The 23373-nt window shown below is 47.5% G+C and carries 25 protein-coding genes and 1 tRNA gene; 16 read left to right on the top strand and 10 right to left on the bottom strand.

From position 1 onward, the window contains the following. The first annotated feature begins 11 nt into the window (after positions 1-11). From speA to K333_RS0106040, 4 genes are all read left to right on the top strand, one after another. Positions 12-1904, top strand: coding sequence for a biosynthetic arginine decarboxylase (speA, locus tag K333_RS0106055; protein WP_024989774.1), 1893 nt, complete (start codon positions 12-14; stop codon positions 1902-1904). Positions 1905-1970: 66 nt separating this feature from the next. Then, entirely contained in the window at positions 1971-2747 is a 777-nt protein-coding gene (argB, locus tag K333_RS0106050; RefSeq protein ID WP_027452455.1) for an acetylglutamate kinase, read from the top strand. A gap of 111 nt (positions 2748-2858) precedes the next feature. Further along, positions 2859-3371 carry an RNA polymerase sigma factor gene (locus K333_RS0106045; protein WP_024989773.1) on the top strand — a complete coding sequence of 171 codons (513 nt, stop codon included), beginning with the start codon at positions 2859-2861 and terminating at the stop codon, positions 3369-3371. Continuing rightward, positions 3361-3849: a hypothetical protein gene (locus tag K333_RS0106040; RefSeq protein ID WP_027452454.1), complete on the top strand. Its 489-nt coding sequence runs from the start codon at positions 3361-3363 to the stop codon at positions 3847-3849. The genes K333_RS0106045 and K333_RS0106040 overlap by 11 nt, the downstream gene beginning before the upstream one ends. A 209-nt stretch (positions 3850-4058) precedes the next feature. On the opposite strand, the gene K333_RS0106035 is transcribed toward K333_RS0106040, so the two are convergent. The 3 genes from K333_RS0106035 to K333_RS0106025 are packed head-to-tail and all read right to left on the bottom strand — an operon-like array spanning position 4059 to position 8415. Then, complete coding sequence (locus tag K333_RS0106035; protein ID WP_027452453.1) at positions 4059-4892, bottom strand: CPBP family intramembrane glutamic endopeptidase; 834 nt, start codon at positions 4890-4892, stop codon at positions 4059-4061. Beyond that, a complete protein-coding gene (locus K333_RS0106030; protein WP_024989771.1) occupies positions 4892-5830 on the bottom strand; it encodes a bifunctional riboflavin kinase/FAD synthetase in 939 nt (312 codons plus the stop codon). The genes K333_RS0106035 and K333_RS0106030 overlap by 1 nt, the downstream gene beginning before the upstream one ends. Next, complete coding sequence (locus K333_RS0106025) at positions 5827-8415, bottom strand: calcium-translocating P-type ATPase, PMCA-type (protein WP_027452452.1); 2589 nt, start codon at positions 8413-8415, stop codon at positions 5827-5829. Before K333_RS0106025 ends, K333_RS0106030 begins: the two co-directional genes overlap by 4 nt. 223 nt (positions 8416-8638) lie before the next feature. On the opposite strand from K333_RS0106025, the gene K333_RS0106020 reads away from it, so the two are divergent. Further along, positions 8639-8712, top strand: a tRNA-Ile gene (locus K333_RS0106020). 119 nt (positions 8713-8831) lie between these two features. Beyond that, positions 8832-8918, top strand: coding sequence for an N-acetylmuramidase domain-containing protein (locus K333_RS13670; RefSeq protein ID WP_154653000.1), 87 nt, complete (start codon positions 8832-8834; stop codon positions 8916-8918). A 96-nt stretch (positions 8919-9014) separates the two neighbouring features. Here K333_RS13670 and K333_RS13135 read toward each other — a convergent pair whose 3' ends face one another. From K333_RS13135 to K333_RS0106000, 3 genes are all read right to left on the bottom strand, one after another. Continuing rightward, positions 9015-9179 (bottom strand): hypothetical protein, encoded by a 165-nt coding sequence (locus K333_RS13135; protein WP_154652997.1) that lies wholly within the window; start codon positions 9177-9179, stop codon positions 9015-9017. Positions 9180-9268: 89 nt separating this feature from the next. Then, positions 9269-9430 carry a hypothetical protein gene (locus K333_RS13130; RefSeq protein WP_154652996.1) on the bottom strand — a complete coding sequence of 54 codons (162 nt, stop codon included), beginning with the start codon at positions 9428-9430 and terminating at the stop codon, positions 9269-9271. 15 nt (positions 9431-9445) lie between these two features. Next, a complete protein-coding gene (locus K333_RS0106000; RefSeq protein ID WP_024989770.1) occupies positions 9446-9631 on the bottom strand; it encodes a hypothetical protein in 186 nt (61 codons plus the stop codon). 27 nt (positions 9632-9658) lie between these two features. Between K333_RS0106000 and K333_RS13125 the strand changes: the two genes are divergently transcribed. The 7 genes from K333_RS13125 (at position 9659) to K333_RS0105970 (ending at position 17237) form a co-directional block, all read left to right on the top strand. Next, positions 9659-9820: a hypothetical protein gene (locus K333_RS13125; protein ID WP_154652995.1), complete on the top strand. Its 162-nt coding sequence runs from the start codon at positions 9659-9661 to the stop codon at positions 9818-9820. Positions 9821-10385: 565 nt separating this feature from the next. Beyond that, positions 10386-11522 (top strand): helix-turn-helix domain-containing protein, encoded by a 1137-nt coding sequence (locus K333_RS0105995; RefSeq protein WP_027452451.1) that lies wholly within the window; start codon positions 10386-10388, stop codon positions 11520-11522. 321 nt (positions 11523-11843) lie between these two features. Next, a complete protein-coding gene (locus K333_RS0105990; RefSeq protein ID WP_024989768.1) occupies positions 11844-12575 on the top strand; it encodes a hypothetical protein in 732 nt (243 codons plus the stop codon). A 70-nt stretch (positions 12576-12645) separates the two neighbouring features. Beyond that, positions 12646-13827, top strand: a complete 1182-nt coding sequence (locus tag K333_RS0105985; RefSeq protein WP_027452449.1) for an OmpA family protein — start codon at positions 12646-12648, stop codon at positions 13825-13827. Between the two features lie 9 nt (positions 13828-13836). Further along, entirely contained in the window at positions 13837-14754 is a 918-nt protein-coding gene (locus tag K333_RS0105980) for a FimB/Mfa2 family fimbrial subunit (protein WP_154652994.1), read from the top strand. Between the two features lie 86 nt (positions 14755-14840). Continuing rightward, on the top strand, positions 14841-15863 hold the full coding sequence (locus K333_RS0105975) for a fimbrillin family protein (protein ID WP_024989765.1): 1023 nt from the start codon (positions 14841-14843) through the stop codon (positions 15861-15863). Between the two features lie 69 nt (positions 15864-15932). After that, positions 15933-17237 (top strand): fimbrillin family protein, encoded by a 1305-nt coding sequence (locus K333_RS0105970; RefSeq protein WP_027452448.1) that lies wholly within the window; start codon positions 15933-15935, stop codon positions 17235-17237. Positions 17238-17635: 398 nt separating this feature from the next. Here the strand turns inward: K333_RS0105970 and K333_RS0105965 are convergent, their stop codons facing one another. Further along, a complete protein-coding gene (locus K333_RS0105965) occupies positions 17636-17842 on the bottom strand; it encodes a hypothetical protein (RefSeq protein WP_154652993.1) in 207 nt (68 codons plus the stop codon). 506 nt (positions 17843-18348) lie between these two features. Between K333_RS0105965 and K333_RS0105955 the strand changes: the two genes are divergently transcribed. The 3 genes from K333_RS0105955 (at position 18349) to K333_RS12015 (ending at position 20850) form a co-directional block, all read left to right on the top strand. Beyond that, positions 18349-18954 carry a hypothetical protein gene (locus tag K333_RS0105955; protein WP_024989761.1) on the top strand — a complete coding sequence of 202 codons (606 nt, stop codon included), beginning with the start codon at positions 18349-18351 and terminating at the stop codon, positions 18952-18954. Positions 18955-19295: 341 nt separating this feature from the next. Further along, the gene (locus K333_RS0105950; protein ID WP_024989760.1) at positions 19296-20309 is read left to right on the top strand and encodes an IS110 family RNA-guided transposase; all 1014 of its coding nucleotides are present in this window, start codon (positions 19296-19298) and stop codon (positions 20307-20309) included. A gap of 337 nt (positions 20310-20646) precedes the next feature. After that, on the top strand, positions 20647-20850 hold the full coding sequence (locus K333_RS12015) for a hypothetical protein (protein WP_036889089.1): 204 nt from the start codon (positions 20647-20649) through the stop codon (positions 20848-20850). Positions 20851-21054: 204 nt separating this feature from the next. Here the strand turns inward: K333_RS12015 and K333_RS0105940 are convergent, their stop codons facing one another. From K333_RS0105940 to K333_RS0105930, 3 genes are read right to left on the bottom strand one after another with little or no spacing between them, the layout of a single operon-like run. Continuing rightward, the gene (locus K333_RS0105940; RefSeq protein ID WP_024989758.1) at positions 21055-21984 is read right to left on the bottom strand and encodes a HipA domain-containing protein; all 930 of its coding nucleotides are present in this window, start codon (positions 21982-21984) and stop codon (positions 21055-21057) included. Next, entirely contained in the window at positions 21984-22316 is a 333-nt protein-coding gene (locus K333_RS0105935; protein WP_024989757.1) for a HipA N-terminal domain-containing protein, read from the bottom strand. The genes K333_RS0105940 and K333_RS0105935 overlap by 1 nt, the downstream gene beginning before the upstream one ends. Beyond that, on the bottom strand, positions 22313-22516 hold the full coding sequence (locus K333_RS0105930; protein WP_024989756.1) for a helix-turn-helix transcriptional regulator: 204 nt from the start codon (positions 22514-22516) through the stop codon (positions 22313-22315). Before K333_RS0105930 ends, K333_RS0105935 begins: the two co-directional genes overlap by 4 nt. Positions 22517-23373 lie beyond the last annotated feature (857 nt).

Genomic DNA, 23373 nt, shown 5'->3' with positions numbered 1-23373 from the left:
ATATTACATAAATGAAGAAGTGGACGATAGAAGATTCTAAGGAACTCTACAACATTAATGGTTGGGGAACTTCTTATTTCGGTGTAAACGAAAAAGGAAATGTATACGTAACCCCTTGCAAAGACGAAACACAAGTCGACATACGAGAGATTATGGATGAGCTGGCACTGAAAGATATTACAGCGCCTGTACTACTTCGTTTCCCTGATATTCTCGACAATCGTATCGAAAAAACTTCAGAATGCTTTAAAAGAGCAAAGAAGGAATATGAATATCAAGCTGAGAATTTCATCATCTACCCTATCAAGGTTAACCAGATGCAACCTGTCGTTGAAGAAATCATCTCTCACGGCCGAAAGTTCAACCTGGGGCTTGAGGCAGGAAGTAAGCCAGAACTTCATGCTGTCATCGCAGTACAATGCCAGAGTGATTCCCTGATTATCTGCAATGGATACAAGGATGAAAGCTATATTGAACTGGCACTGCTTGCACAAAAGATGGGCAAAAGAATCTTCATTGTTGTAGAAAAATTAAATGAACTTGACACCATTGCCCGCGCAGCCAAAAAACTGAATGTGAAACCAAATCTAGGTATTCGCATCAAATTAGCTTCTTCGGGTTCCGGTAAATGGGAAGAAAGCGGAGGTGACGCTTCTAAGTTCGGACTCACCTCTTCAGAATTACTCGAGGCATTGAATAAACTTGACGAAATGGGTATGCACGATTGCCTAAGACTTATCCACTTCCATATAGGTAGCCAGATTACCAAGATTCGTCGCATTCAAACAGCCCTTCGTGAGGCCGCACAGTATTATATCAACCTACACAAGATGGGATACGATGTAGATTTCGTAGACTGTGGAGGTGGACTCGGTGTCGATTATGACGGAACTAGAAGTTCAAGCAGTGAAAGTTCCGTAAACTACTCTATTCAGGAATATGTCAACGACTGTGTTTACACCTTTGTCGACGCAGCCAACAAAAACAATATCAAGCACCCAAATATCATTACAGAAAGTGGTCGAAGCCTTGCAGCCCACCACTCCGTACTCGTAATTGATGTTCTTGAAACTGCATCATTGCCAGAGATGCCAGAAGAATTTGAGGCCAAAGATACAGACCATCAACTTGTAAAAGACTTATATGAGATTTGGGATAACCTTACACCTCGTAATATGCTAGAAGACTGGCACGATGCCGAACAGATTAGAGATGAAGCACTGGAGCTTTTCTCTCATGGCCTAGTAGATTTGAAAACACGTGCTGAGATTGAAGCTATGTATTGGAGTGTTTGTCACGAGATTAACAACCTCGCCAAACAATTGAAACATGTACCGGATGAACTTCGTGGACTCGACAAATTACTTGCCGATAAATATTTCTGCAACTTCAGTTTGTTCCAGAGTCTTCCAGACAGTTGGGCTATCGATCAGTTATTCCCAATCATCCCTATCCAACGTCTCAACGAGCGTCCAAACCGCAATGCGACATTACAAGATATCACCTGTGACAGTGATGGAAAGATAGCCAACTTCGTAGTCAACGGTCGCCCAAGTCATGTATTGCCACTCCATTCTCTAAAGAAGAACGAACCTTACTATCTTGGAGCATTCCTTGTAGGCGCTTACCAAGAGATTCTCGGCGACATGCACAATCTATTCGGTGATACCAATGCCGTACACATCAGTATCAAAGACGGCAAATACAATATCGATCAGATATTCGACGGAGAAACCGTTGACGAAGTACTTGGATATGTTCAGTATAATCCAAAGAAACTCGTTCGCCAGCTTGAGCAATGGGTCACCAAGAGTGTAAAGACTGGTAAGATTTCACTCGAAGAAGGTAAGGAATTCCTTAACAACTATCGAAGTGGCCTCTACGGTTACACTTATCTGGAGTAAACAGCCGAATTCAGATATCACGCGTTAAGGAGAACATCTCCTTACGCGATGAAATAAAATATGCTTATGAAAGAGAGATTAACTATTGTAAAAGTAGGAGGCGCTATTGTAGAAGACAGTGAGCGCCTTTCACAATTATTACAGGACTTCGCTTCCATCAAAGGTCAGAAGATCTTGGTTCATGGAGGCGGACGACGTGCCACTAAAATTGCCCAAGCACTCGGCATAGAGAGCAAGATGATAAACGGCAGACGTATCACCGACGCCGATATGCTCGAGGTTGTCACCATGGTCTATGGAGGACTCGTCAACAAAAATATTGTTGCTAAGTTACAAGCAAATGGCGTAAACGCATTAGGTCTTACAGGAGCCGATATCGACATCATCCATAGTCATAAGCGACCATTGAAAGATGGTATCGACTTTGGTTTCGTAGGTGATGTAGAACGCGTGAACGGTGCAAAACTCAAAACACTTATCGAAGAAGGTATCATACCAGTAATAGCACCGCTCACCCACGACGGACAAGGCAACATTCTGAATACGAATGCCGATACGATTGCTTCAGAGACTGCTAAGGCACTCGCTGAATACTTTGACGTCACACTGATCTACAGTTTCGAGAAGAAAGGTGTACTCAGCAATCCTGATGACGACGAAAGTGTTATCCCCACCATCACACGAGCAGGTTTCGAAAAATATGTGGCCAACGGAACCGTAGCAGGTGGCATGATACCTAAAATAGAAAATGCCCTCGCTGCCGTAGATAAAGGAGTGAACAAGGTCATCATCACTCTTGCTACAGCCATCGATGGAAAGCATGGCACAATGATTACAAAATGATAATTTCAACAGATAAGAATTGCAGAAAATATAAATAAACGTTAAATTTGAGAGAAAAGCAAGATTTCTTGTAACTTCCAAGTAACCTAATCGTCATAAAAAATAGAGAGGATGAAAAATATCAGTTTCCGTAACGATGTGTTGCCACTGAAGAATGAACTCTTCAGACTAGCACTGCGCATTACGCTCAACCGAGCCGAGGCAGAAGACATCGTGCAAGATACACTGATAAAGGTTTGGAACAATCGAGACCACTGGGGTGATATAGATTCGATAGAAGCATATTGCTTGACGATCACGCGAAACCTCAGTTTAGACCATCTCAAGAAGAGTGGTAGAGACACCAAATCGCTTGATGAAAGGCCACAAGACGAGATTGACCAATCATCCAATCCCTACGAGGATATGCTACAGAAAGATCGCATCAATCTCTTGCATAGATTAGTAGATGGGCTACCCGAAAAGCAACGCTGTTGTATGCAGCTACGAGATTTCGAAGGAAAGCCTTACAAAGAAATCGCCAACATCTTGAGCATCACTGAAGAACAAGTGAAAGTGAACATTTTCAGAGCTCGACAGGCTATTAAACAACAATTTCGAGAATTTGACAAATATGGACTATAAATACATTACACAACTTTTGGATCGCTATTGGAATTGCGAAACTTCACTCGAAGAGGAAGCTATACTCCGCACATTCTTTAGCCAGAAAGATGTTCCTACAGAACTTCTTCCATACAAAGACCTCTTTACCTATGAGGCCAACGAAAAAAAGGCAGAAGTACTTGGTGACGATTTCGACCAGAAGATTTTGTCAATGATCGAAGAGCCTCAGCCTGTTAAGGCGCGCGTAGTAACCATGCGTCAGCGCTTGATGCCATTGTTCAAGGCAGCAGCCGTAGTAGCCATATTCCTGACTCTCGGCAACGCAGCACAGGTTTCTTTTACAGGTGGTGATGATGCTAATACCACACAAGGGTATAGTGTACAGCATCAAAAGGGAGAATCAGTTGCCATGAGCGACTCTTCCAGTATCGACAGTCTACAGCACAGTAGCATCGAGACGAGCGAAGTAAACTCCAACACCACTATCTTGAAGTAGAAAAAATTTCTATGCTTTCTCTATAAAAATCATGTTTAGTAAAACAAAACAATTATGAAACTGTGAAGTTTCAATTCTCTCAAATTTTTCATAACATACTAACGTAAAAGGGCTGTCAATGATGATTGACAGCCCAATTCGTTTTTTATAAGTGCCCGATGAACGAGCACAATTCTTCAACTTTATTTCTTCAATTTTGCTTCTCTGCTTTATATCTCAACTTTCTTCATTCTCAGAGCCAACTGGAAGATGCTTGGAATCAGAATACACAGAGAAAACGCGATTCCTCCCAACATCAGTTTCTCATCACCATGGAAGAAATCAATCAGTTTACCATCAGAAGCCTCCGGCATGAGGTTGAACAACACATAAGCCACACTGTTGTTCACCCAATGAAGTACAATGCCCGGAACAATGGAACGGGTACGATAATACAACCAACCCAACAGACAGCCCATGACAAAAGCATGTACACCTTGAGCCACATTACCATGCACCACACCGAAGATGAGTGCAGAACAAACGATTGCTGCCCAATGCCACTTTCCGTCCATGACTTTAAACAATGAACGCAGCACAGCACCTCTGAACACCATCTCCTCTGCTATCGGTGCCAACATACCAATAGCTACATAGCCCCACGGTTCTTTCATTATGCCCTCAAAGAGCTCTTGATACTCTTCCGGCATAGTAATCTGCATCTGCTCATAAAGCCACTCAGAAGGCAAAATAGAGCCCAACGAGAGGAACACCACCCATATCAATACAATCCACGGGCGCGAAGCCAAATAGTTACGCGACACTGGGCACCATTTCAGTTTGGCATAGAGCACGATCGTTATCAAACTGCAGAACACACTAATCACCGCTAAGGCACCACCGTTCTTTCCCGCGATAAGTTCAGAGAAAGCCGTATTAAAATCTACATGGTTCACCAACGTTATCACCCCCACACCAATCATGTGCACAACAAACTGGATGAGGAAAAACATAGCAGCATAAAAACACACGTCTACGATATTTCTTACAACACCTTTATCCATTATAATTCCTCCTTAAATTTCTGTTTTATTATCTCTTGATCTGTCGTCAACTGGCGAGCTAAAGCCTCCGGCGATGAGAATTTCCGTTCTCCGCGTATCCTATGTTCAAAGCTTACCATCAGTAGCTGGCCATAGAGATCACCCGTGAAATCAAAGATATTCACCTCCAGCGTTATCTTTTCGCCACCAAAGGTCGGTCGAGTTCCTATATTCATCATTCCTTCTTTCATTCCGTCAGTCTTCTCCATCCTCACCCTAACAGCATACACACCAGGTTCCGGTGTCATCTGTCCGAACTCACTGATATCAAGATTAGCCGTTGGGAAGCCCATCTTCCTACCCTCCTGAAAGCCCTTCACCACCTTACCAATGATCGTGTAAGGATACCCCAAACAGCGTTTCGCCAATTCCACCTCACCAGCTTCCACAAACGAGCGAACTTCTGAAGAACTTACGTTAATGCCGTTGAGCACGAAAGCCTGATTCTTCACAACTTCCATCCCCATCTCTCGACCATAACGTACATAATCCTCGAAACCCTCACTGCGATTATGCCCAAAGCGATGATCATAGCCAATGAAGAGCTTCTGCACACAAAGTTTATCATGCAAAATATTCTTCATGAAATCATGTGCCGACATTTCTGCCATTTCACGGTCGAAATGCAACAGCACCACATTATCAACTTCCGTTTTCGAGAGTAACTGCAATTTTTCGTCGAGCGTACTCAGCATATGTGGCTGGTAATCACTCTGGAGCACCTTTCTCGGATGTTCCTCAAACGTTATAATTGTCGACTCCCTACCTTCAGCCCGAGCTGTTTCTACCAAATGCTTGATAAGAAACTGATGTCCCCGGTGCACCCCATCGAAGAATCCAATCGTCGCCACACAAGGCTTATATACCATTGTTTCCTGATCTAATCTTATTATCTTCATTTCTTTATCAATCTTTTTACACCTCTCCACAATTCGCCTATCCAGAGTACCATGGAGGTTGCCGCAATGATGACACCCCACTCTTTCAGACTTAGAGGAACCGTGCGCATCATATCACCACCCAAGGTTACTATAATCCACTGCCCCACCAGAATGATAACCACCACGAGCATCAATCCTCTATCAGCCCACAATTTGCGGAAAGCGGAATGATTTGTGCCTAGACACTTGGCATTGAACAGATTCCACATCTGCATCATCACAAAACTAGTAAAGAACCACGTGAGTTCGCGCACATCGACGCCCCCCTGTCCTCTGCGTTCACACCACCAGAGGAAAACGAACATCACAGCAAAGAATGCCGTTCCGCACAACAAGATACCTCGAGTAAGCTGTTTGGTGATAATGAATTCATTACGTCGACGAGGTTTCTCTGCCATCACCTCCTTCGAAGGAGGCAACGAAGCCAACGCCATGGCAGCAAAAGTATCCATGATCAAGTTTACCCAAAGAATCTGCGTCACCGTGAGCGGCAGTTCCGTGCCCAACACAGCACCGCCCAGCACGAGCAATAGCGCTGCCACATTGACCACCAACTGGAAGAACAAGAATCGCTGAATATTGCGATACAATGAACGACCCCACATGATCGCATTCACGATAGAGCCGAACGAATCATCGAGCAACGTCATGTCTGAAGCCTCTTTGGCCACAGAGGTACCCGAGCCGAGCGAAAGTCCCACATGTGCATAATTCAATGCCGGAGCATCATTCGTACCATCTCCTGTCACCGCTACCACCTCGCCACGTTTCTGCAACAAGGCCACAAGGCGCTGCTTGTCTGTAGGTCGAGCCCTCGACATCACACGAATCTTCGCCGCACGCTGATAGGCCTCATCATCGCTTAGGGTAGCCCATTCCGGGCCTGTGATATACCATTCCTTATCCAGTTGTTCGAGCAAAGGTCTGCTATGATCATATTCCACATCATCGAAGAGATGAATTTGTCTACTGATTTCCAAGGCCGTCGCCACAGTATCACCCGTGACCACCTTTACCTGTACACCGGCACGACGACATTCCATCACCGCCTCAGGCACATCCTCTCGGATAGGGTCAGCAATGGCGACGACAGCCTGCAGATGCATCGGTTCATCATCTCTCGCCACCGCAAAGGCAAGCGTTCTCATCGCCCTATTCTGTGCACTCGTCAACTGCTGAGCAACACACGCATATTCCTCTTCCTCGATTTTGCATTTCGCCATCACGACCTCAGGTGCACCCTTGATGAATCTCATCCTATTCTCGCCCACCCTGACTGTGGTTTCCATATATTTCTTCTCCGTAGAGAAAGGCACCTGAGCGATAATCTCAGCATCCGAACGCATCGAGCGATAATCCATATCATTACGCTTCATCCAGAGCAACAGCGCCACCTCGGTAGGGTTTCCGATACCCATGTCGCCATCCAATTCAGCGGTAGAGTTCACAGCAATGCCTTGTGCCAATAGTTCTTTATCAGCACCATCCACCATAAAGACCTCTCCCACCTGCATCTTATTTTGCGTGAGCGTACCTGTCTTGTCAGTACATATCACCGTCACAGCACCCATCGTTTCACAGGCGTGCAACTTCCTCACCAGATTGTTCGACTTCAGCATTCGGCGCATATTCAGAGCCAAGCTCAAGGTCACCGCCATCGGCAAACCTTCGGGAACAGCCATCACAATGAGCGTCACAGACATCATGAAATAGTCAAGTACGATCTGTGTCATCCTAAGATAATTATGACCACCCCACTCCGGATTAGTCACGATATCATGCACCAAGAAGGTCACGAAGGCAGCCACGGCGATACCCGTACCTACCTTTGATATCACATGGGCCAACCGATCGAGTTGCAAGTTGAGAGGCGTCTTCGAATCCGTCTTCTCAGTAGCCTGTCGTGCCACCTTTCCTATCTCTGTATCATCGCCCACGGCGGTCACCACGGCCTCACCACGGCCATTCATCACCATCGTACTGCGCAAGACAACATCATCAGGATAAGTGTTCTCCCCCTTTGCATCGAGCGACTTCGTACAGATCGGTTCACCGGTAAGCTGCGACTCATTCACCTGCAGATCAGTAGCAAAGAACAGTTTACCATCAGCAGGAATCTCGTCGCCCACCTCTACGAGGATGATATCGCCTACCACAACATCACGGCGCGGTATCTCCATCACCCTACCATTTCGGCGCACCTTAACAGGTTGTTCCTCTCCAAGAGCTGTGAGCACACCAAACTTTTTAGCAGCGTCTCGCTCAAAATAGAAGCCCACGGTGGTGGCAAGGATGATAGCGGCGAAGATACCTATCGTCTCCACAAAATCCTTATTAAGAAAGGCTAGCACCAGCGAGATTGCAGCAGCCACGAGTAATATTTGGATGATTGGGTCACGATACTTCTCAAGATACAACATCCATAAAGAAGTTCTTTTAGGCGGAGTAAGCACATTCTGTCCATGCGCCTTTCTGCTTTCTGCCACCTGAGCATCGTTTAATCCCTGGATATAAAAATTTTCCGATGTATTCTTTAAGTCCATTTCACGAAAGTATATTTTATGCAAAGTTACTAAAAAATCCGTGTATGCGTTTTTCCATCAATATATTTTAACCTAATTTACGCCGTTCTCCCTTACGAGAGGACGCCCACCAACGACCTCAGAAAACCGAAACGACAGCACTTCATTCCAACTTTTTTACGAAAAGATTTGGTTATTCCCCTAAAATTATATATCTTTGCAGTCGAAATTTCAAGATTTCAACGGACTTGTAGCTCAGTTGGTTAGAGCAACAGACTCATAATCTGGAGGTCCCTGGTTCAAGCCCAGGCTGGTCCACACTGAAAATCAAGGAGTTACGCAAATCGCGTAACTCCTTTTTTCATGTCTGCGTAAACAATGCGTAAACATTTTATTTCAGTCTCCCCTTTTCGGACACCCAGTATCATAGAGTATCTATGATGCATTATAGTCAGAATGGCCCTCAATATGCACAGAACAAATACGACGAGAAACTGCAGAAGGCTTACATGAAATATAAATAGCAATAATCTTATATAAATAGGAAAGGACAAAACCCATATTAAAGTTTTGTCCTTTCTTTGTTATAAATAATTATGTATGTACGTACGATACTAACGTCATTTGTCGTCTGGCATGTCGTCTTTTTCCATATTGGTGTAGCCCAATTCTTTCGTACGTTTGGGATTGCGCTTAATCCATTCGCGCAATCTCTTGGCATGCTCTTTGGCATGCTCTTTGGCATTGCTTTTATGGCAGCGTCTGATATAGAATTGAAGCCACATTCCAAAGATGACAAAGCCAACCAGAACAATTTATGCTATTATTTGAATTATACTCATATCTTATCTGACATCACTTATCGTTAGAAGAATTATCTTAAATCATCTTCATCATCCAGGCCGTAGTAATCCCAATTGATGCCTTCGGGATCGTCAGTGAAGCCTCTAGCTGCAGGCTGACTGCCAGCCAGAATCTGACACTGCTGTTGTAACTGCACGATGGACATCGATGGCTTCATATATTTTTTCTTCATATTGCTATCCTCCGCTTATTTTACGATTATCTTTTTACCATTTACAATGTAGATGCCGCGCTTTGTGGGCTTGCAGCTTAGACGCACACCTTCTAACGTATACCATCCACCATCTTTATATTCTTGTACCTGTGCCCCCGTGGCCTCTTGAATGCCCGTAGTCTCGCCTAAGCCAAAATTCAGCACGAAGCTGCGGGCCATCAGTGCGTTGCCACTGACAGCAGGAATATGGAAGTAGGCACGGCACGCACCGAGAGCCTTTCCGTTCTCAATGGTACGGTCGGTCTTGGCATAGCCCAGCTTGTTACCTGCGCTCAGCAGTACGATACTGTTGCGGTTGGCGTCGGCATTATTAAATCAAATCTGTTTGCCTATCATTTTGCAAACTAATACAATTCAATTCAGTATAAATGGGGCGATAGCTCGTTAAATAATGTTATCACGCCAAAAACACGCCAAAAATTTCGTGAACGCCAAAAAGAAAAGGTGGCCGATTACCCGACCACTATGCTTTGCAACGTACTGACTGTCAGGAAATTATTGCCAGTTTGTTTTAAGCGTTTGCAGGGCCAACTCCTGCGTTTGACAACCTTGCGTTGTCGGGATGAGGCGTTTTATTATATTATGAACTTCACTAGTGTCTATTAATATATGTTAATCGGGTTTGGAATCAAAATAGAGCTGCCCATCATCAGGATTCTCTGTCTTCTGCTTGAGAGGTCGGAGCAGGTCTTGGAGGCTGTCCGTGGTGAGTGCCGACTTGCCAAGGATACGGGCTGACTAAGTTGGTTAACGAGAATAGGAAGCTGAAAGATGCTATGTGCACTTTCCTCAAATAACGAACGATTTGCTGGATTCTTAAATAATCGAAAAAAATATATAATGAATGTAATGAGAGTGGAAAATTTTCCGTATTTTGCACCGTTATTATATCAATATTGATTCAGATACGCGAATGTTAGGACAGATTTCTCTCGATACAATACTGTTTTTCCTACTCTACGGCGCAGGCACGATGGCGGCTCTCATCGCTTGCCTTTACCTGATGCGGCGGGGTAACGCCATTGCGCCCGAGGTGACGTCGCCCGTGCGGCTCAGACGGTGGACGGCAGCGTTCTTCGCCGTCCTGGCCATTGGGCATCTGTGGTACCTGCCGGCTGCCGTACTCACGGATGAAGACTTCACAGTGTGCATGCTCGTGGGTGGACTGCTCGACTGCGTGACGGTTATTCCTCTGGTCACCGTGCTGTTGCTCTGCATGCTGCAGGACCGGCAGCGGCCGCTGTGGCCGGTCGGTGTGATGACTGCGCCGCTCGTGGTGTTGATGGTAGCTGGCATCGTCACACGCAGCGAGGCCTATATGCCGATGGTGTATGGCTATCTGCTGTTGTTTGGCATCGGCCTCGTGGCCTATATGGTACACGCCTTAAGGCAGTATGGGCGGTGGCTGCGCGACAACTTTGCCGACTTGGAACACAAGGAGGTGTGGCATACGTTCGTGGTGCTGGCCGTCATTGTGCTCATGCTCGGCTATTACGTGGGTGGTGACGGCAGTATCGCCTACGCATACATCGTGCAAGTGTGTGGCATCGTGCTCATAGACCATCTGCTGTGGCGTGTGGAGACGCTGAGCGACCTGAGCATCACGCAGCCGCTGACCATTGAGATTCCGGAAGACGGGAAGACAGGAATAGAAGACGACGGTGAGCACCAGTCGTCCGACAACCTTTCCGATGCAACATTCGAGCAGATAGGCTCCCTGCTGAAGTTGCGCTGCAAGGATGCGCGGCTCTACCTGCACCACGACCTGACGCTTGCCCAGTTGGCCCAGGCCATTGGCTCCAACCGCACCTACCTCGGCCTATACTTTTCGAGTCAGAACACCACCTACAACAACTACATCAACGGCCTGCGTATCCTGCATTTCGTCAGCCTCTACCACGAGGCTGTCACCGACGGTCGTGATTTCACCGCTAAGAAGTTGGCCTTGGAGAGCGGCTACCGCAGCTACACCACTTTCAGCGTAGCCTTCAAGCAGCGCATGGGGCAGAGCGTGACCGAGTGGATGAATGGGGGGGGGGGAATTAAGTAATATTTCTTACTTAGGCATACGACCGTGGAGTGGTCATACATCAGGTCCCCCAAACAATTTAATACTGCTGACATACCGCCGCCGGGACATCCGAAAGGATGGGCTCGGCGGCTTCGTTTTTTGGCATAGCGATGATAGAAGAAACATCGCTTTTTGTAACACTTCATCGATGAAACCGTGGGGTTTGGTGCGGAAAGGAGTTACAGAATTTACAATTAGAGTTACAGAATTTACAATCGAGTAACGGAATTTACAAAACTTGTTTCAGAATTTACAAAACTTTCGTTGGCGGGCGATTTGCTATTGTGGGGACGAAGGATTTTGATTAATTTTAAGGTTGAATATAATAATCTAATTTATGTACGAACATCAAGGGATAGACAACTTTCTATTCGTGGCGCTCTACTGGGCGGTGGCGATGATGGCAACGTTGGCCGGGGTGTACCTGCTGGCAACGCGGGGCAACGCGTTTACGAGAGAGGTGAAGATGCCGCCGAGGGCGCTCAGGCGCTGGGCGGCGGCGTTCATGGCGACGGTGGTGGGCAGCCACGTGTGGTGGGCCGTACCCGTGGAGGCATGGGCAGGGAAAACCATTCGCGACATGGCGTGCATCTCGCTCGACCTGCTGACGCTGGTGCCGCTGATGATGGCGTGGCTGCTGCGATTGTTGCAGGACCGGCGGCGCAGGGTGTGGCCGTGGCTCGTGGCGCATGTGCCGATGGCGGTACTGGCCGTCGGGGCTGTGTGGCGGGGCGATGCGTCGGGGCTGATGGTGATGTGCCAGATGGTGCTCATCGTCGTGTTCGTGGCATGCTACGTGCAGGCGCTGCGGTACTACAAACGGTGGCTGCTCATGAACTTTGCCGACCTGGAGCACAAGGAGGTGTGGCAGAGCCTGGTGCTGATGGCGGTGTTCGTGTCCGTCTATGCCGTGTATACCACCAACGGCGGCTCGCTCCTGCACGAGTACCTGTCGCAGTGGCTCTCCATCGGCATCATCGTCTTCGTGGTCTGGCGCACGGAGACGCTGCAGACCTTGACCACGCAGGGTGAGATTGTGGAGGAGGAGGAAGAAGACAGTAATAGTAATAGTAATATATAATCATTTAATCCCAATTAACCAATGAAGAAAACAATAATCACTCTTCTGCTGCTTGTGGCGATGATGACCGCCGGGGTGCAGACGGCCTTTGCCCAAACCGACAGCCGCGACTACAATAGTGGCTGGTACGCAGGGCTGAGCGGCGGCACCTCCTTCGGTCAGGGCACGTTCCGCAGCATCACCGAGAGCAAGACCAATGTCGGTGCTCAGTTCGGTGTCTTTGGCGGCTATCAGTTCAGTCGCTTGTTCTCCGTAGAGGTCCTCGCTTCGTTGGGCAGTCAGAAACAGACCTCGCTCGAATGCGACCCGTTCTGGCTGGCCACCGATGGCGATTTCAGCTTTGCGCCTATCCTTGGCAAGCAGGGCAACTACTATCGTGACCTCGAAGCGAAGACGCAGTGGATGCGCTTCGGCTTGCAGGCCAACTTCGATGTGCTGTCGCTTCTCACTAAGCCTACCAGCAGGTGGTCACTCAACCTCTCTCCGCAGGTGTCGGCTGTGACCACACGCACCAAGCACCTTGCCACCGGCTATGACCATGAGTTCGACCGCCAGTGGCATCTCGGCCTGGGCGGTCAGGCTGCCGTGGGCTACCGTGTGGCCAAGAACGTTGGCCTGCAACTCTACGGCGGCATCACCTGCCTGACGGGCGACCGCTTCGACAACATTCCCAAGTATCACCACAAGAGCAACCTCATGTATGAGGCCGGTCTGAAACTGTCGTATCACTTCGGGAAGAAGGGCAAGGCTTCTCCCGTCGTGGAAGAAGCCGCTGTCATTGCAGAGCCTGAGCCGCAGCCCGTTATGGAGAAGGCACAGCCTGTGGTCGAGACCGCTGCCGTAAAGGAGAAGAAGCCCGAAGTGGTGGAAACCGCTCCTGCTGACCTCCCCACCATCTACTTCGCCAACAACAGCAGCCGCCTGACACAGAAAGAGGCTGACAAGCTCGATGCCGTGGCAGAGATGATGAAGGCACAACCCGATGTAACGCTGAACATCGTCGGCCACGCCTCCAACACGGGTAGCGAGGACTACAATCTCCGACTGACCCAGCGTCGCGCCAACACGGTGAAGATGCTGCTTGTGCGCCGTGGCATTGACGGCAGCCGTCTGAAGCCTGTCGTTGGCCGTGGCATCGACCGCGATGCTGCCGACAGCAAGCAGGCCCGCCGCGTGGAACTGATTATTAACGACAAGAAATAAGTGATGCGTATGAATAAGAAGATATTTCCATTGATGGCGGCAGCTGCCATGATGCTGCTCACCGCCTGCTATCACGATAAGCATGAGTTTACGCCCAACGAGTTCGACGGCAAGCCCGTAGGCTATGTCGCTCCGCAACTCCTCTGGGAAGACGAGGCCGATGCCGCTGCCATTGGTTCCATCAACGCCCTCTCGTTCCAGGTGCAGGGTGCTAACGGCGTGAGCCACGCCCGCTCGTTCTCATCCATTGAGGAGAGTGCCGACTGGCTGCAGCAGTTGCCCGTCGGCGAGTACGACATCCTCGTCACTGCCGACATGGACGAGCCATCCGGCTATGTCCTCGCGTCCAGCGGTTCTCCCGCAGAAAATCTCCTCACGCCCACCAGCGTCTCGCTTCGTGAACCCGCCTCGTCGCCCCGCCAGTCGTGGTATGCCGTGACCCACGTCACCATAAGTGAGGACAAAATCACGGTGGCAGAGTTTCGCCTTCGCCGCTTGTTGACAACCTTGACGCTGAACATCGGCAATATGCCAGAGGGTTATACCATTAATGCCAAGGTGGAACATATTGCTCAGAGCGTTTTGCTGACCAGTCAGACAACTGCGGGCCACTATGGTGTACCTTCCGAAGATGAGCTGACGGTTGACTTCGGTAGCATGCCTTCGACGGGCACAAGCTTCAGTATGACCAAACGACTCATGCCGACGGCTTCTTCCGCAGAACGTACGATAATTCACCTCTATCTTGTTACATCACAGGGCATAGAACAAGACTGTACAATCGATGCTCCTAACATGCAGATAGGTCAGAACTACAAGTTGGATTTGAGTTATGACGATATTCACCCCTATATCTATATCAAATCAACTGGTGTCAACGATTGGGAAGTTGGTAATGACCTTAATGGCGGCCAGGTCCACCAGTAGCCCCCCTACTGCGCCCGACGGTTCCCCCGTCGGAATAACAAAAAATTCATTTATAACCATCATTTTTTAATTTAAATTAAAGTATTATGAAAATCAAAAACATTTTCTTTGCAGCCGCAGCAGCCATGGCGCTGACGGCATGCTCCAGCGACGACGCTATCGAGACCGTACAGCAGAAGTCGCAGTTCCCAGAGGACGGCGTGATGCGCTTCACCACCAACCTCGTTGACCCCATCATCGCCACCACCCGCGCCAGCATCACTGGCAGCGATGTGAACCAGAACGGTCAGCAATTCCAGGTGAAGATTGTCAACCCCACATCGGCTCAGTACAGCTACTTCAATACCGTACAGTTTAACGGCACTGAGTGGAAACCCGTGAACCGTATGCTCTGGCAGAACGACCAGCAGAGCATCACCGTGACCGCTACCTACAAGCAGGGCAAGACATTCAGCGACTATGACTTCATCGTCGGTACCAACCTCACCGTGGCTGCCGACCAGAGCACCGAGGCCAAGCTGAAGCAGCAGGATCTGCTGACCATGCCGACTAAGACCATCGCCAACCCCTCTATCGAGGAGACGCTGATGCAGAACGGCAAGTTGGTCATCAACTTCTACCACGCCCTGGCCAAGCTCGACGTGACACTCGACCTGGCCAACGAGTTCTACAATGTTGACCCGAAGCTGAACAATGCCTCCGACATTACCGAGTTCACCATCAAGGGCACCAACGCCGGCTACCAGTTCAAGGCCATGGAGACTGCCAACGAGAACTACGGCACTGTGACCGTCACCGCTTCGACCCCTGCCGACATTCTCGCTAACCAGTGCGCCTTTACCGATGCCACCGATGCCGACATGCACAGCCATGCCACCTACGAGGCCATCGTAGTGCCACAGCAGATTGCTGCAGGCGCACTGACCGTCAGCTTCAAGATCGGAACCCGCTCGTTCTCATGGACCAACGAGGAGGCCATCACCCTGGAGCAGGGCAAGCGCTACACGCTGCCCCTCACCGTAGGCTATGACACCGTGACCGCTCCCGCCCGCGCCTTCAGCGCCAGCGCATGGGAAGACCAGCCCGGCGACAACCTCGGCACAGAGTAAAAAATGTCCAGTAAGCTGCGATACTATCGCAGCCCCAATCATTAACAATAAAAACAATAAAAAGATAATATGAAAGCAACAAAATATCTTTCCATGGCAGCCCTCGCCCTCATGGGCACCCTCGCCAGCTGCCAGAGCGACGATGACTTCACCGTCACCCGTCCCGCCAACGCCGTGGGCATCAACGTCTCCGTAGGCTCGCTGCAGACCACCCGCAGCAACGCCATCGCCACCGACGACACGCAGCGCCAGTTCAACCAAGGCGACCAAATCAGCGTCAGCACCAACGACCAGGAGGCCGTCATCTTCCAGTGTACGTCAACCGAGAACCAGACTTGGACAGAGACCGTGGCAGGCAAGTTCCTCCTCTGGACACAGCCCACGCTCACCTTCTCGGCTTACTATCCAGTGACCACCGGCACGTCGATGACCGCCTTCACCCTGCCCACCGACCAGAGCAGCGTGGACAAAATCGCCCTCGCCGACTACATGACCCGCCAGCAGGTGATTTCCCGTCCCGAGGGCGGCGGCGACATCCAGATGCAGCTGGAGCGCAAGATGGCGCGCGTCATTGTACGCATCAGCGGCTTCGGCAGCCAGTACGATGACGACGAGAAGACCGTCAGCAACGTCAGCATCTACAGCGAAGCCAGCGGCATCTCCAGCGGCAATCCCACGGGCAGCAGCACCGAAATCCAGCCATACGCACAGGGCAACGGTGGTCAAGGCTCTACCTACACCGCCCTCGTAGTGCCTGGCTATGGTGACAGCGGCGCCCGCTTCATCCGCCTGACCGACGGCGAATACAACACCCTCCTCGTGAAGGGCATCCCCGAACTGAATGCAGGCAACAGCTACACCTTCAACCTCGTAGTAGGTAAGAACAGGATTGAGGTGGCAAGCGTCACCGTACAGGACTGGACCGGCGAGACACTCGCAGGAGGACAGGCTGAGGAGCAGGCGGCCGCCGTGGAGTCTGTTACGATGGGCAGCTACAACTGCGCCAAGGTATATACCAGCGCTACGAACGGTTACTACATCATGTGTACCGACTATTCTACTTCAGGCAACTGGTCAACCGCCTGCGGCTACAGCGTGACCGCTGGTGGCAGTACCTTCACTATCGGCAGCAAGGAACAGTGGACTGAAATCATGACCGCTTGCGGCGGCACTGGCTACAACTGCATCAACACTAAGTGCAGCAGCGTGACAGGATGGAGTAATATGGGAACTGTGCGCTATTGGTCTAGTACGTCCAACATCATGGCTTCCACGACAGTCGCTTGGGCCATTAAAGCGGATGGATGGGGCCAGTTCGCCCCGAATCCGTCATCTCCCGAGAACTTCCATACTAGGCTCATCTCCGCTTTCTAACCCATTTATCGATTCACCAATTTATCTATTTTAGCTGCTTGAGCGGCAGTAGATACCACAAGGAGGGCGGCCCGAAAGCCACGGCGCGGACGACGCCGCCCTCCTTTTCATTTACAGAAGGAAATAGTGTTCTTTGGGCTTCGCCCGAAAAACACCATCGCCTCAGCATAGCACGAGCAAGCTCGGCTCTGCATTCGGCTCAAGTGTTCTTTGAACAAATGACACAGATTCTTGCTGGGCACAATACCGTCTGACGGCACAGGCTGGTCAGGCAGTAAGGGCAATGACACAGCGTGATGTGAGAGTAACCCTCACATCCCGTGGCCATAGCAAGCACGACCAAGCCGCCCGAGAGTCCTCATGAGAAGGCTCCCGGGCGGTTTTTTCGTATCTTTACGTCATTGCTGCTTTGCCTTGACGAAGACACCTTCCATGCGCTGACGATAGTCGCCAGTGGCATAGAGCGGATTCTTGCCGATGTAGTAGCAGTTACCCTCAAAGCCGTCAACAGCATCCAGATTAACAATCTCCGACCTGTTGATGCGCACGAAGTTCGGATGCTCCTGTAGTATCTCTTCAATTCTCCACAGCCGATGGTTCACCATCAGGCTCTTCCCGTCGGTCAGGAACACGACACTCCCATTTTTCGCTTACGCTCAACAACACGTCTCGAAGGCTCTCACCCACAGAATCTCGTCATACCTCACCTTCTCCCACTTCTCATCAGTCTTCACGAAGAAGCCGTCACTTACTACATACGGCCTTTGCCTACTGTCTTCACCAAAATCCAAAAGTTCATCTTATTTCATTTGCATTTCAATTTTGTTAAACAGTTGTTTACTCTGTAAGCATGCTCAAAACCTGCCTACAATGAACGCAAAATTAAAGGCAACGAAACACTCCACCTCACGACTTACATGAACAGCCTTTCGGCTTACATAAAGGCTAAATTTTCTTCATTATTCTCACCGTTCATGTAAGCCAGTCCACCCCTCATGTAAATCGCTTGTTCCCCTCCAAAAACCGCCGTATCTTTGCATCGCAATCTTACCATTAACAAGGCGGTTCCTGAAAAGCCTAAGATAGAGTAAGAAAGTAAAAAACAAGTAATATGCCTTTTAATTTTAATTTAGCTCAAACTGGTTTTCAACCCAACCCAAACAATTGTTGTGGAGATTATGCATTGGACGCTATTCTATTCGACTTGAATGTACATAATCCGCCTCAACCCGAGAATACATATCATGGGATACAAGTGGTCCAAATTGGTTTGGCACCTAATTCACAAGCTTTGGTAGATGCATCTATAGTCGGAGGCACACATATCAGTTTGCCATCAAGTATAGCTATTTATGCACATCAGCTTGGGATGGCAGCAGAAGTCTTCGTAAATACGCCATTGCTGATAGCTGCAAATATAGCCTTCGCAAACGTGTTTCCTGAAGAGACTGTAAGAATTAATAACAATCACATTCAGCTTCTGAATTTTAATGGAAGTAATCCTACTTTGCAGGACATATTGCAAGATCAGAACATAAACTATAACCACTTTGTGGTATTAGTTAACAATGGTGGTCATTGGGTTGCAGTAAAAAGGGAAGTAAATGGTTTTACCATGTATGATCCTGCAAATGGGGCAGAAACCTTATTTAATGCAAACGGAAATAATCTTCCGAATCATTATGTTTGGAGTGGCGTTGCCATAGGTATTAATTAATAAATGAGTGAATTGAATCGCATATAAGAGTTATCCTTATATAAATAGAATTCAATTTTCTCTAAGTTTGCAGATGATTGCGGCTCAGCCGCCCAAGAAAGCAAATTGGTCGAGAAAAACAATAGCAATTCAAGACAGTTTCTTACCTTTGTCGTTGTAAGGAAGAATCGGTCTGTCGAAGAGGTAAACCAGTCAATCTTCCAGAACGGAGTCTATAGATTGTTTAGGACCTCCCCGACATAGTTGCAAAGACAAGATAGAAAGTTATCGGCATAGAGCCTCGTTAGAGTGTTAGTCCATACAACTATTGACCAATTCTTTAAAAATACAGATACAAAAGTATGAAAAAATTATTTATTGGAATTGACTTTTCGAAAGAAAAAATTGATGTGGCAATCATTTTTGCCGAGGGGCTGACAGAAACCTCCATGAGATTGTTCAATGAGTTCAAGAACTCCGTATCAGGTTACAAGCAGCTGGTCAAATGGGTTGAGGAGAGCTCAAACGAGACAGAACCGTCACTGTGGTTGTTCTGCGGCGAGAATACCGGCGACTACAGCAAGCCGTTGTGCAACTTCCTCTACGGAAGGGGCTTTGACATGTGGCTTGAGAATGCAAAAAGCATCAAGGACGCATCTGGAATAAGGAGACTTAAATCCGACCGCACCGATGCTAACATGATTGCTGAATATGCAATGCGAAACAATGACAAGGCTATAGTTTATGAACCTCTCAGCGAGAGTCTGTCGCAGCTCCGCGAACTGTTTCTCTACAGACAGATGGTAGTAAGACACAGATGCAGTTTTCAAGTCAGAAGAGGCGAGAAAAGACTCAACATGGAGAAGTCACCTGTCAAGACAATGATCTCCCAGAGCGGACGGCATATCGTTACCGAACTGAACAAGATAGACAAGCGTATTGCGGAGCTGATAGATTCAGATGAAGAACTTGCACAAGTCTTCACCATCGTAACCTCCATACCTGGCATAGGAACGCAGAACGCCGTATGTCTGATGGTTTACACCGATAATTTCCGCAGGTTCAACTTTGACTCAAGGAAGATTGCCTGCTATTATGGAATAGCCCCATTCGGCAGGGATTCAGGAACAAGCGTGCATACCGATCCACACGTGCACTACATGGCAAACAGGCAGATTAAGGCAATGCTGTCTCAGGCTGCACTTTCTGCCGCCAAATTCAATCCCGTCATAGCCTCATACTATTCAAGGCTTATAGAAAGGGGCAAAAAGAGGCAGATAGTACTTAACAATGTCAAGAACAAACTTGTACACATTGTGACAGCCATGGTCAGAAACAAGCAGCTTTTCGACAAGGATTATAAAATATCAGCATAAACCTAAAAAAATGGTCGAAATATTTGGATTTTAACATAGAAAGCAATCCCAAAATCATTTTCCAAAATGCTGACCACCTTTCCCAGACGTGCCACGTCCCATGCCAGACGTTCCTGAATGCCAAGCATGAGGTTTGAGCGATTGCCGTTTATGACAATGCCCTCAGACTCTGCATCACATTTCTCTGCAAATACTTTATAATCAGTATTCAGCTGACGAACTACTCGATTATGGATAATCTGGAAATAGAGACCTCACTCCTTACCATCAACTGTGGATGATCTGAACTTTACCTTTATTTGATGTCATAGGCAACCTCTTTGTTTTATATTCCTGAGTGAATAAGAATAGTGTTGTACATCTGATGCATCCTGACATTGTCGATAGCCATGATACAAGTCAGAAAAACAGAGACAAGACAGATACTCACCATTATAATGATGAGCCAGTGCTTGAAACAAGAAAATGTGAAGAAGCATTGGAGATGATACCAAGGCAAACGGAGGAACAGATAGGCGAACATCCCCCCCTTGCTGACTGAAGCGGCTGTGGTTTCAAAATTGTTTTTGTGGTTCATGGATGACCACAGTCGCAACGGGTGATGTAGTGGAAATGTGGTTCTGCGATGCAGAAGGTACTCTATTTATTTCAGGTATTCCTATCTATCCGCATAAAAATGAGTGCCTTTGAGCATCTTTAACTATCATACTTGGGTAGAGTATGAAAATCATACTCGAATTAATGTCTATAATCTATTCAGTCGGGCAACAACAAGTTCTTCATACGCTTGTTTTTGCTCTTCACTGAGGAAGGAATCTTTTATAAGCTGTTGCCATTTAGGGAATGCCTTATGAAGACCTGCAATGAGACGAAGCACTACTTTTTCTTCCAGTCCCATTGTCTTTGCAGCGTTCAGGAAGTCTGCCAGACGGAGTTTCGTTTTCCTTCCCGAAAGAGAAAGTGCTAACTCCTCTTTGTCCTTGGGATTGGCTATGGCGACATTGAGAAGGTCATAAGCTGGAGTGAGTTGATAGTCTTTAGAAGGACGATAGAGCGAGAAGTTCTTCAGGTGCATATCGTTGTTGCCTGTGACAAAGCAGAAGAGTAGCAACTGCATGTAATTCGTGAGGTCGAGTTTGGGCGTGCTGCTATATTGCATTATTGTCTTTGCTATCTGCTCATGCGAGCCTTTGTATTTGTATTCCGTAGGATGCAGCGTGAGTTGACACATATCTTCCATGTCTATCTTCTCGCCATTCTCGGTTCGGTCAATACGCCTTGTGATGTAGCCAAGTTTTCCGTCAGCAAGACGGATAAGGCTATGTGGCACGACTTTTATCTTTGCGGCTTCCGCAAGGTGCATCGTTAAATCTTCGTTTTCGGGCAACAGCTCGTAACTCTCCGTCTGTGGCTTGAAGATATAGTCACCCCAAAGTCCCACGATGGTCAGTCGGCTACAACCTTCATGTTTGTCGAGGTTCAGAGACAATTTGGGTTGAACACCTGTTAGAGATGTTTGAGCACGAATCACCTGCTCGGCTAATTGGTCGAGATCTTCATGTTTGTACTCCAGCAATGGCACATCTTTTGTTCCGAAGAACTTTCGTGCGCAACTTGGGTGAAAGTCTTTCTGACCTTCTTCCAATTCCTTGTAGCAATACAGACATTTACACATTATCGCCTCCTTCCTTTATTTATCGGCACAACACTGACAGAACCGATACACTCCTTACAGCATAACAATAATAGCGACATACGGTCAAGAATGCTGATGTCTGTATTGCGAAGTGCCACATCAAGCAGCCATCCTTCTGGTATCAGTCCGTCAAAGAACGGAAATAATACAGGACTTACAAATGCCTCCGTTTGTAATGGGAGCGTCAAACTTATAGGTAGCGCATCACCACGTTTGAGGTACGCTTCATCATAACAGAAGCGGTATTCACCACCATCTTCCGTCAGAACACCTGCAAGGACTTCTTTTCGGTATATTTCTGCTTGTCTCATTGCTTTTTCGTTGCTGTCAGTTCGTAGTTAAACAAATCAAGTAGCTGGTTGACCTTATCCATTCTTAGTGTTGGCTTTCCTTGTTCCAGATTGCGTACAAAGCATAAGCCTACTCCAGACTTCATGGCAAGATCTTCCTGCGTAAGTCCATATTCCTTGCGCAATGCCTTTACTACCATTGATAACTTTGTCTTTTCCATATAAATTATATTACTTCGAATACAAAATTACAATATTGTTTGCAAATTACATGCTTTCTGATATAAAAAATGTAATATTTAACATTTTTATATGCTTTCTGCTATAGTTTTTCAGCTTTTTCGGTGATCTGTGGCGATTTTATTCGGTCGTTTATAGAATTGATGCATGAGTTATAGTCGCGCATATACCTATAGACTCATTGTCTGGAGGTCCCAGGTTCAAGCCCTGGCTGGTCCACACTAAAAATCAAGCACTTACAAGTTTCTCGCAAGTGCTTTTTTATATTACCATGATTAGGATGATTTCCTCTTTTCAATTAACTGTCATCTGCCATTTTTCGCTCACTGCTCCTCACCATTTGTGTTGTCGATATGATCAAACATACTGTGAAGCGTTTTTTGCGAGTGTAAAATATGTTAAAAGATGACAAACTTTAATAAAGAGAACTCATCGCAGCGCACACACAGATATGATAATCTAAACATCACTCATGTCGGTTTTCACGCATTTTGCTCCCGATTTTGCCAAAATCAAATCAAAAAAATCCTCGATTTTCGGGATTTTACCTCAAAATTCGGGAATTTTGAATATTTCTTTACAAACACGTTAAAACACTTATATAGAGGATGTTATGGCCAAAAAATTGGGTAAAAGACTATGTTGGCTATCTCTAAAATCATAGGTTTTGAAAATTCAAAAACACCGCATAATGGGTTCAAAAGTTGTTTTGAATGATATAAATTCTGCTTTTCCGGACTTGTTTTTCTTCGTTTTCGCCCCAAAATCGACCGATTTTTAGTCGTATCGTGTGATGTGTTGAAACAATGTGAGGAGAGTGTGACAATAATTGACGGGG

The sequence above is a fragment of the Segatella albensis DSM 11370 = JCM 12258 genome, from assembly GCF_000426565.1.
In the GTDB taxonomy this organism is placed as follows: Bacteria; Bacteroidota; Bacteroidia; order Bacteroidales; family Bacteroidaceae; genus Prevotella; species Prevotella albensis.
The sequence above is the reverse complement of the archived record's forward strand: the minus strand, read 5'-3'. Positions and strand labels throughout refer to the sequence as shown.

Excerpts from the sequence above, each read along its gene's own strand:
- speA (WP_024989774.1), top strand. The coding sequence starts at position 12 with ATGAAGAAGTGGACGATAGAAGATTCTAAGGAACTCTACAACATTAAT.
- argB (WP_027452455.1), top strand. The coding sequence starts at position 1,971 with ATGAAAGAGAGATTAACTATTGTAAAAGTAGGAGGCGCTATTGTAGAA.
- K333_RS0106045 (WP_024989773.1), top strand. The coding sequence starts at position 2,859 with ATGAAAAATATCAGTTTCCGTAACGATGTGTTGCCACTGAAGAATGAA.
- K333_RS0106040 (WP_027452454.1), top strand. The coding sequence starts at position 3,361 with ATGGACTATAAATACATTACACAACTTTTGGATCGCTATTGGAATTGC.
- K333_RS0106035 (WP_027452453.1), bottom strand. The coding sequence starts at position 4,892 with ATGGATAAAGGTGTTGTAAGAAATATCGTAGACGTGTGTTTTTATGCT.
- K333_RS0106030 (WP_024989771.1), bottom strand. The coding sequence starts at position 5,830 with ATGAAGATAATAAGATTAGATCAGGAAACAATGGTATATAAGCCTTGT.
- K333_RS0106025 (WP_027452452.1), bottom strand. The coding sequence starts at position 8,415 with ATGGACTTAAAGAATACATCGGAAAATTTTTATATCCAGGGATTAAAC.
- K333_RS13670 (WP_154653000.1), top strand. The coding sequence starts at position 8,832 with ATGATGCATTATAGTCAGAATGGCCCTCAATATGCACAGAACAAATAC.
- K333_RS13135 (WP_154652997.1), bottom strand. The coding sequence starts at position 9,179 with ATGTGGCTTCAATTCTATATCAGACGCTGCCATAAAAGCAATGCCAAA.
- K333_RS13130 (WP_154652996.1), bottom strand. The coding sequence starts at position 9,430 with ATGAAGAAAAAATATATGAAGCCATCGATGTCCATCGTGCAGTTACAA.
- K333_RS0106000 (WP_024989770.1), bottom strand. The coding sequence starts at position 9,631 with ATGGCCCGCAGCTTCGTGCTGAATTTTGGCTTAGGCGAGACTACGGGC.
- K333_RS13125 (WP_154652995.1), top strand. The coding sequence starts at position 9,659 with ATGGAAGTAGGCACGGCACGCACCGAGAGCCTTTCCGTTCTCAATGGT.
- K333_RS0105995 (WP_027452451.1), top strand. The coding sequence starts at position 10,386 with ATGTTAGGACAGATTTCTCTCGATACAATACTGTTTTTCCTACTCTAC.
- K333_RS0105985 (WP_027452449.1), top strand. The coding sequence starts at position 12,646 with ATGAAGAAAACAATAATCACTCTTCTGCTGCTTGTGGCGATGATGACC.
- K333_RS0105980 (WP_154652994.1), top strand. The coding sequence starts at position 13,837 with ATGAATAAGAAGATATTTCCATTGATGGCGGCAGCTGCCATGATGCTG.
- K333_RS0105975 (WP_024989765.1), top strand. The coding sequence starts at position 14,841 with ATGAAAATCAAAAACATTTTCTTTGCAGCCGCAGCAGCCATGGCGCTG.
- K333_RS0105970 (WP_027452448.1), top strand. The coding sequence starts at position 15,933 with ATGAAAGCAACAAAATATCTTTCCATGGCAGCCCTCGCCCTCATGGGC.
- K333_RS0105965 (WP_154652993.1), bottom strand. The coding sequence starts at position 17,842 with ATGGTGAACCATCGGCTGTGGAGAATTGAAGAGATACTACAGGAGCAT.
- K333_RS0105955 (WP_024989761.1), top strand. The coding sequence starts at position 18,349 with ATGCCTTTTAATTTTAATTTAGCTCAAACTGGTTTTCAACCCAACCCA.
- K333_RS0105950 (WP_024989760.1), top strand. The coding sequence starts at position 19,296 with ATGAAAAAATTATTTATTGGAATTGACTTTTCGAAAGAAAAAATTGAT.
- K333_RS0105940 (WP_024989758.1), bottom strand. The coding sequence starts at position 21,984 with ATGTGTAAATGTCTGTATTGCTACAAGGAATTGGAAGAAGGTCAGAAA.
- K333_RS0105935 (WP_024989757.1), bottom strand. The coding sequence starts at position 22,316 with ATGAGACAAGCAGAAATATACCGAAAAGAAGTCCTTGCAGGTGTTCTG.
- K333_RS0105930 (WP_024989756.1), bottom strand. The coding sequence starts at position 22,516 with ATGGAAAAGACAAAGTTATCAATGGTAGTAAAGGCATTGCGCAAGGAA.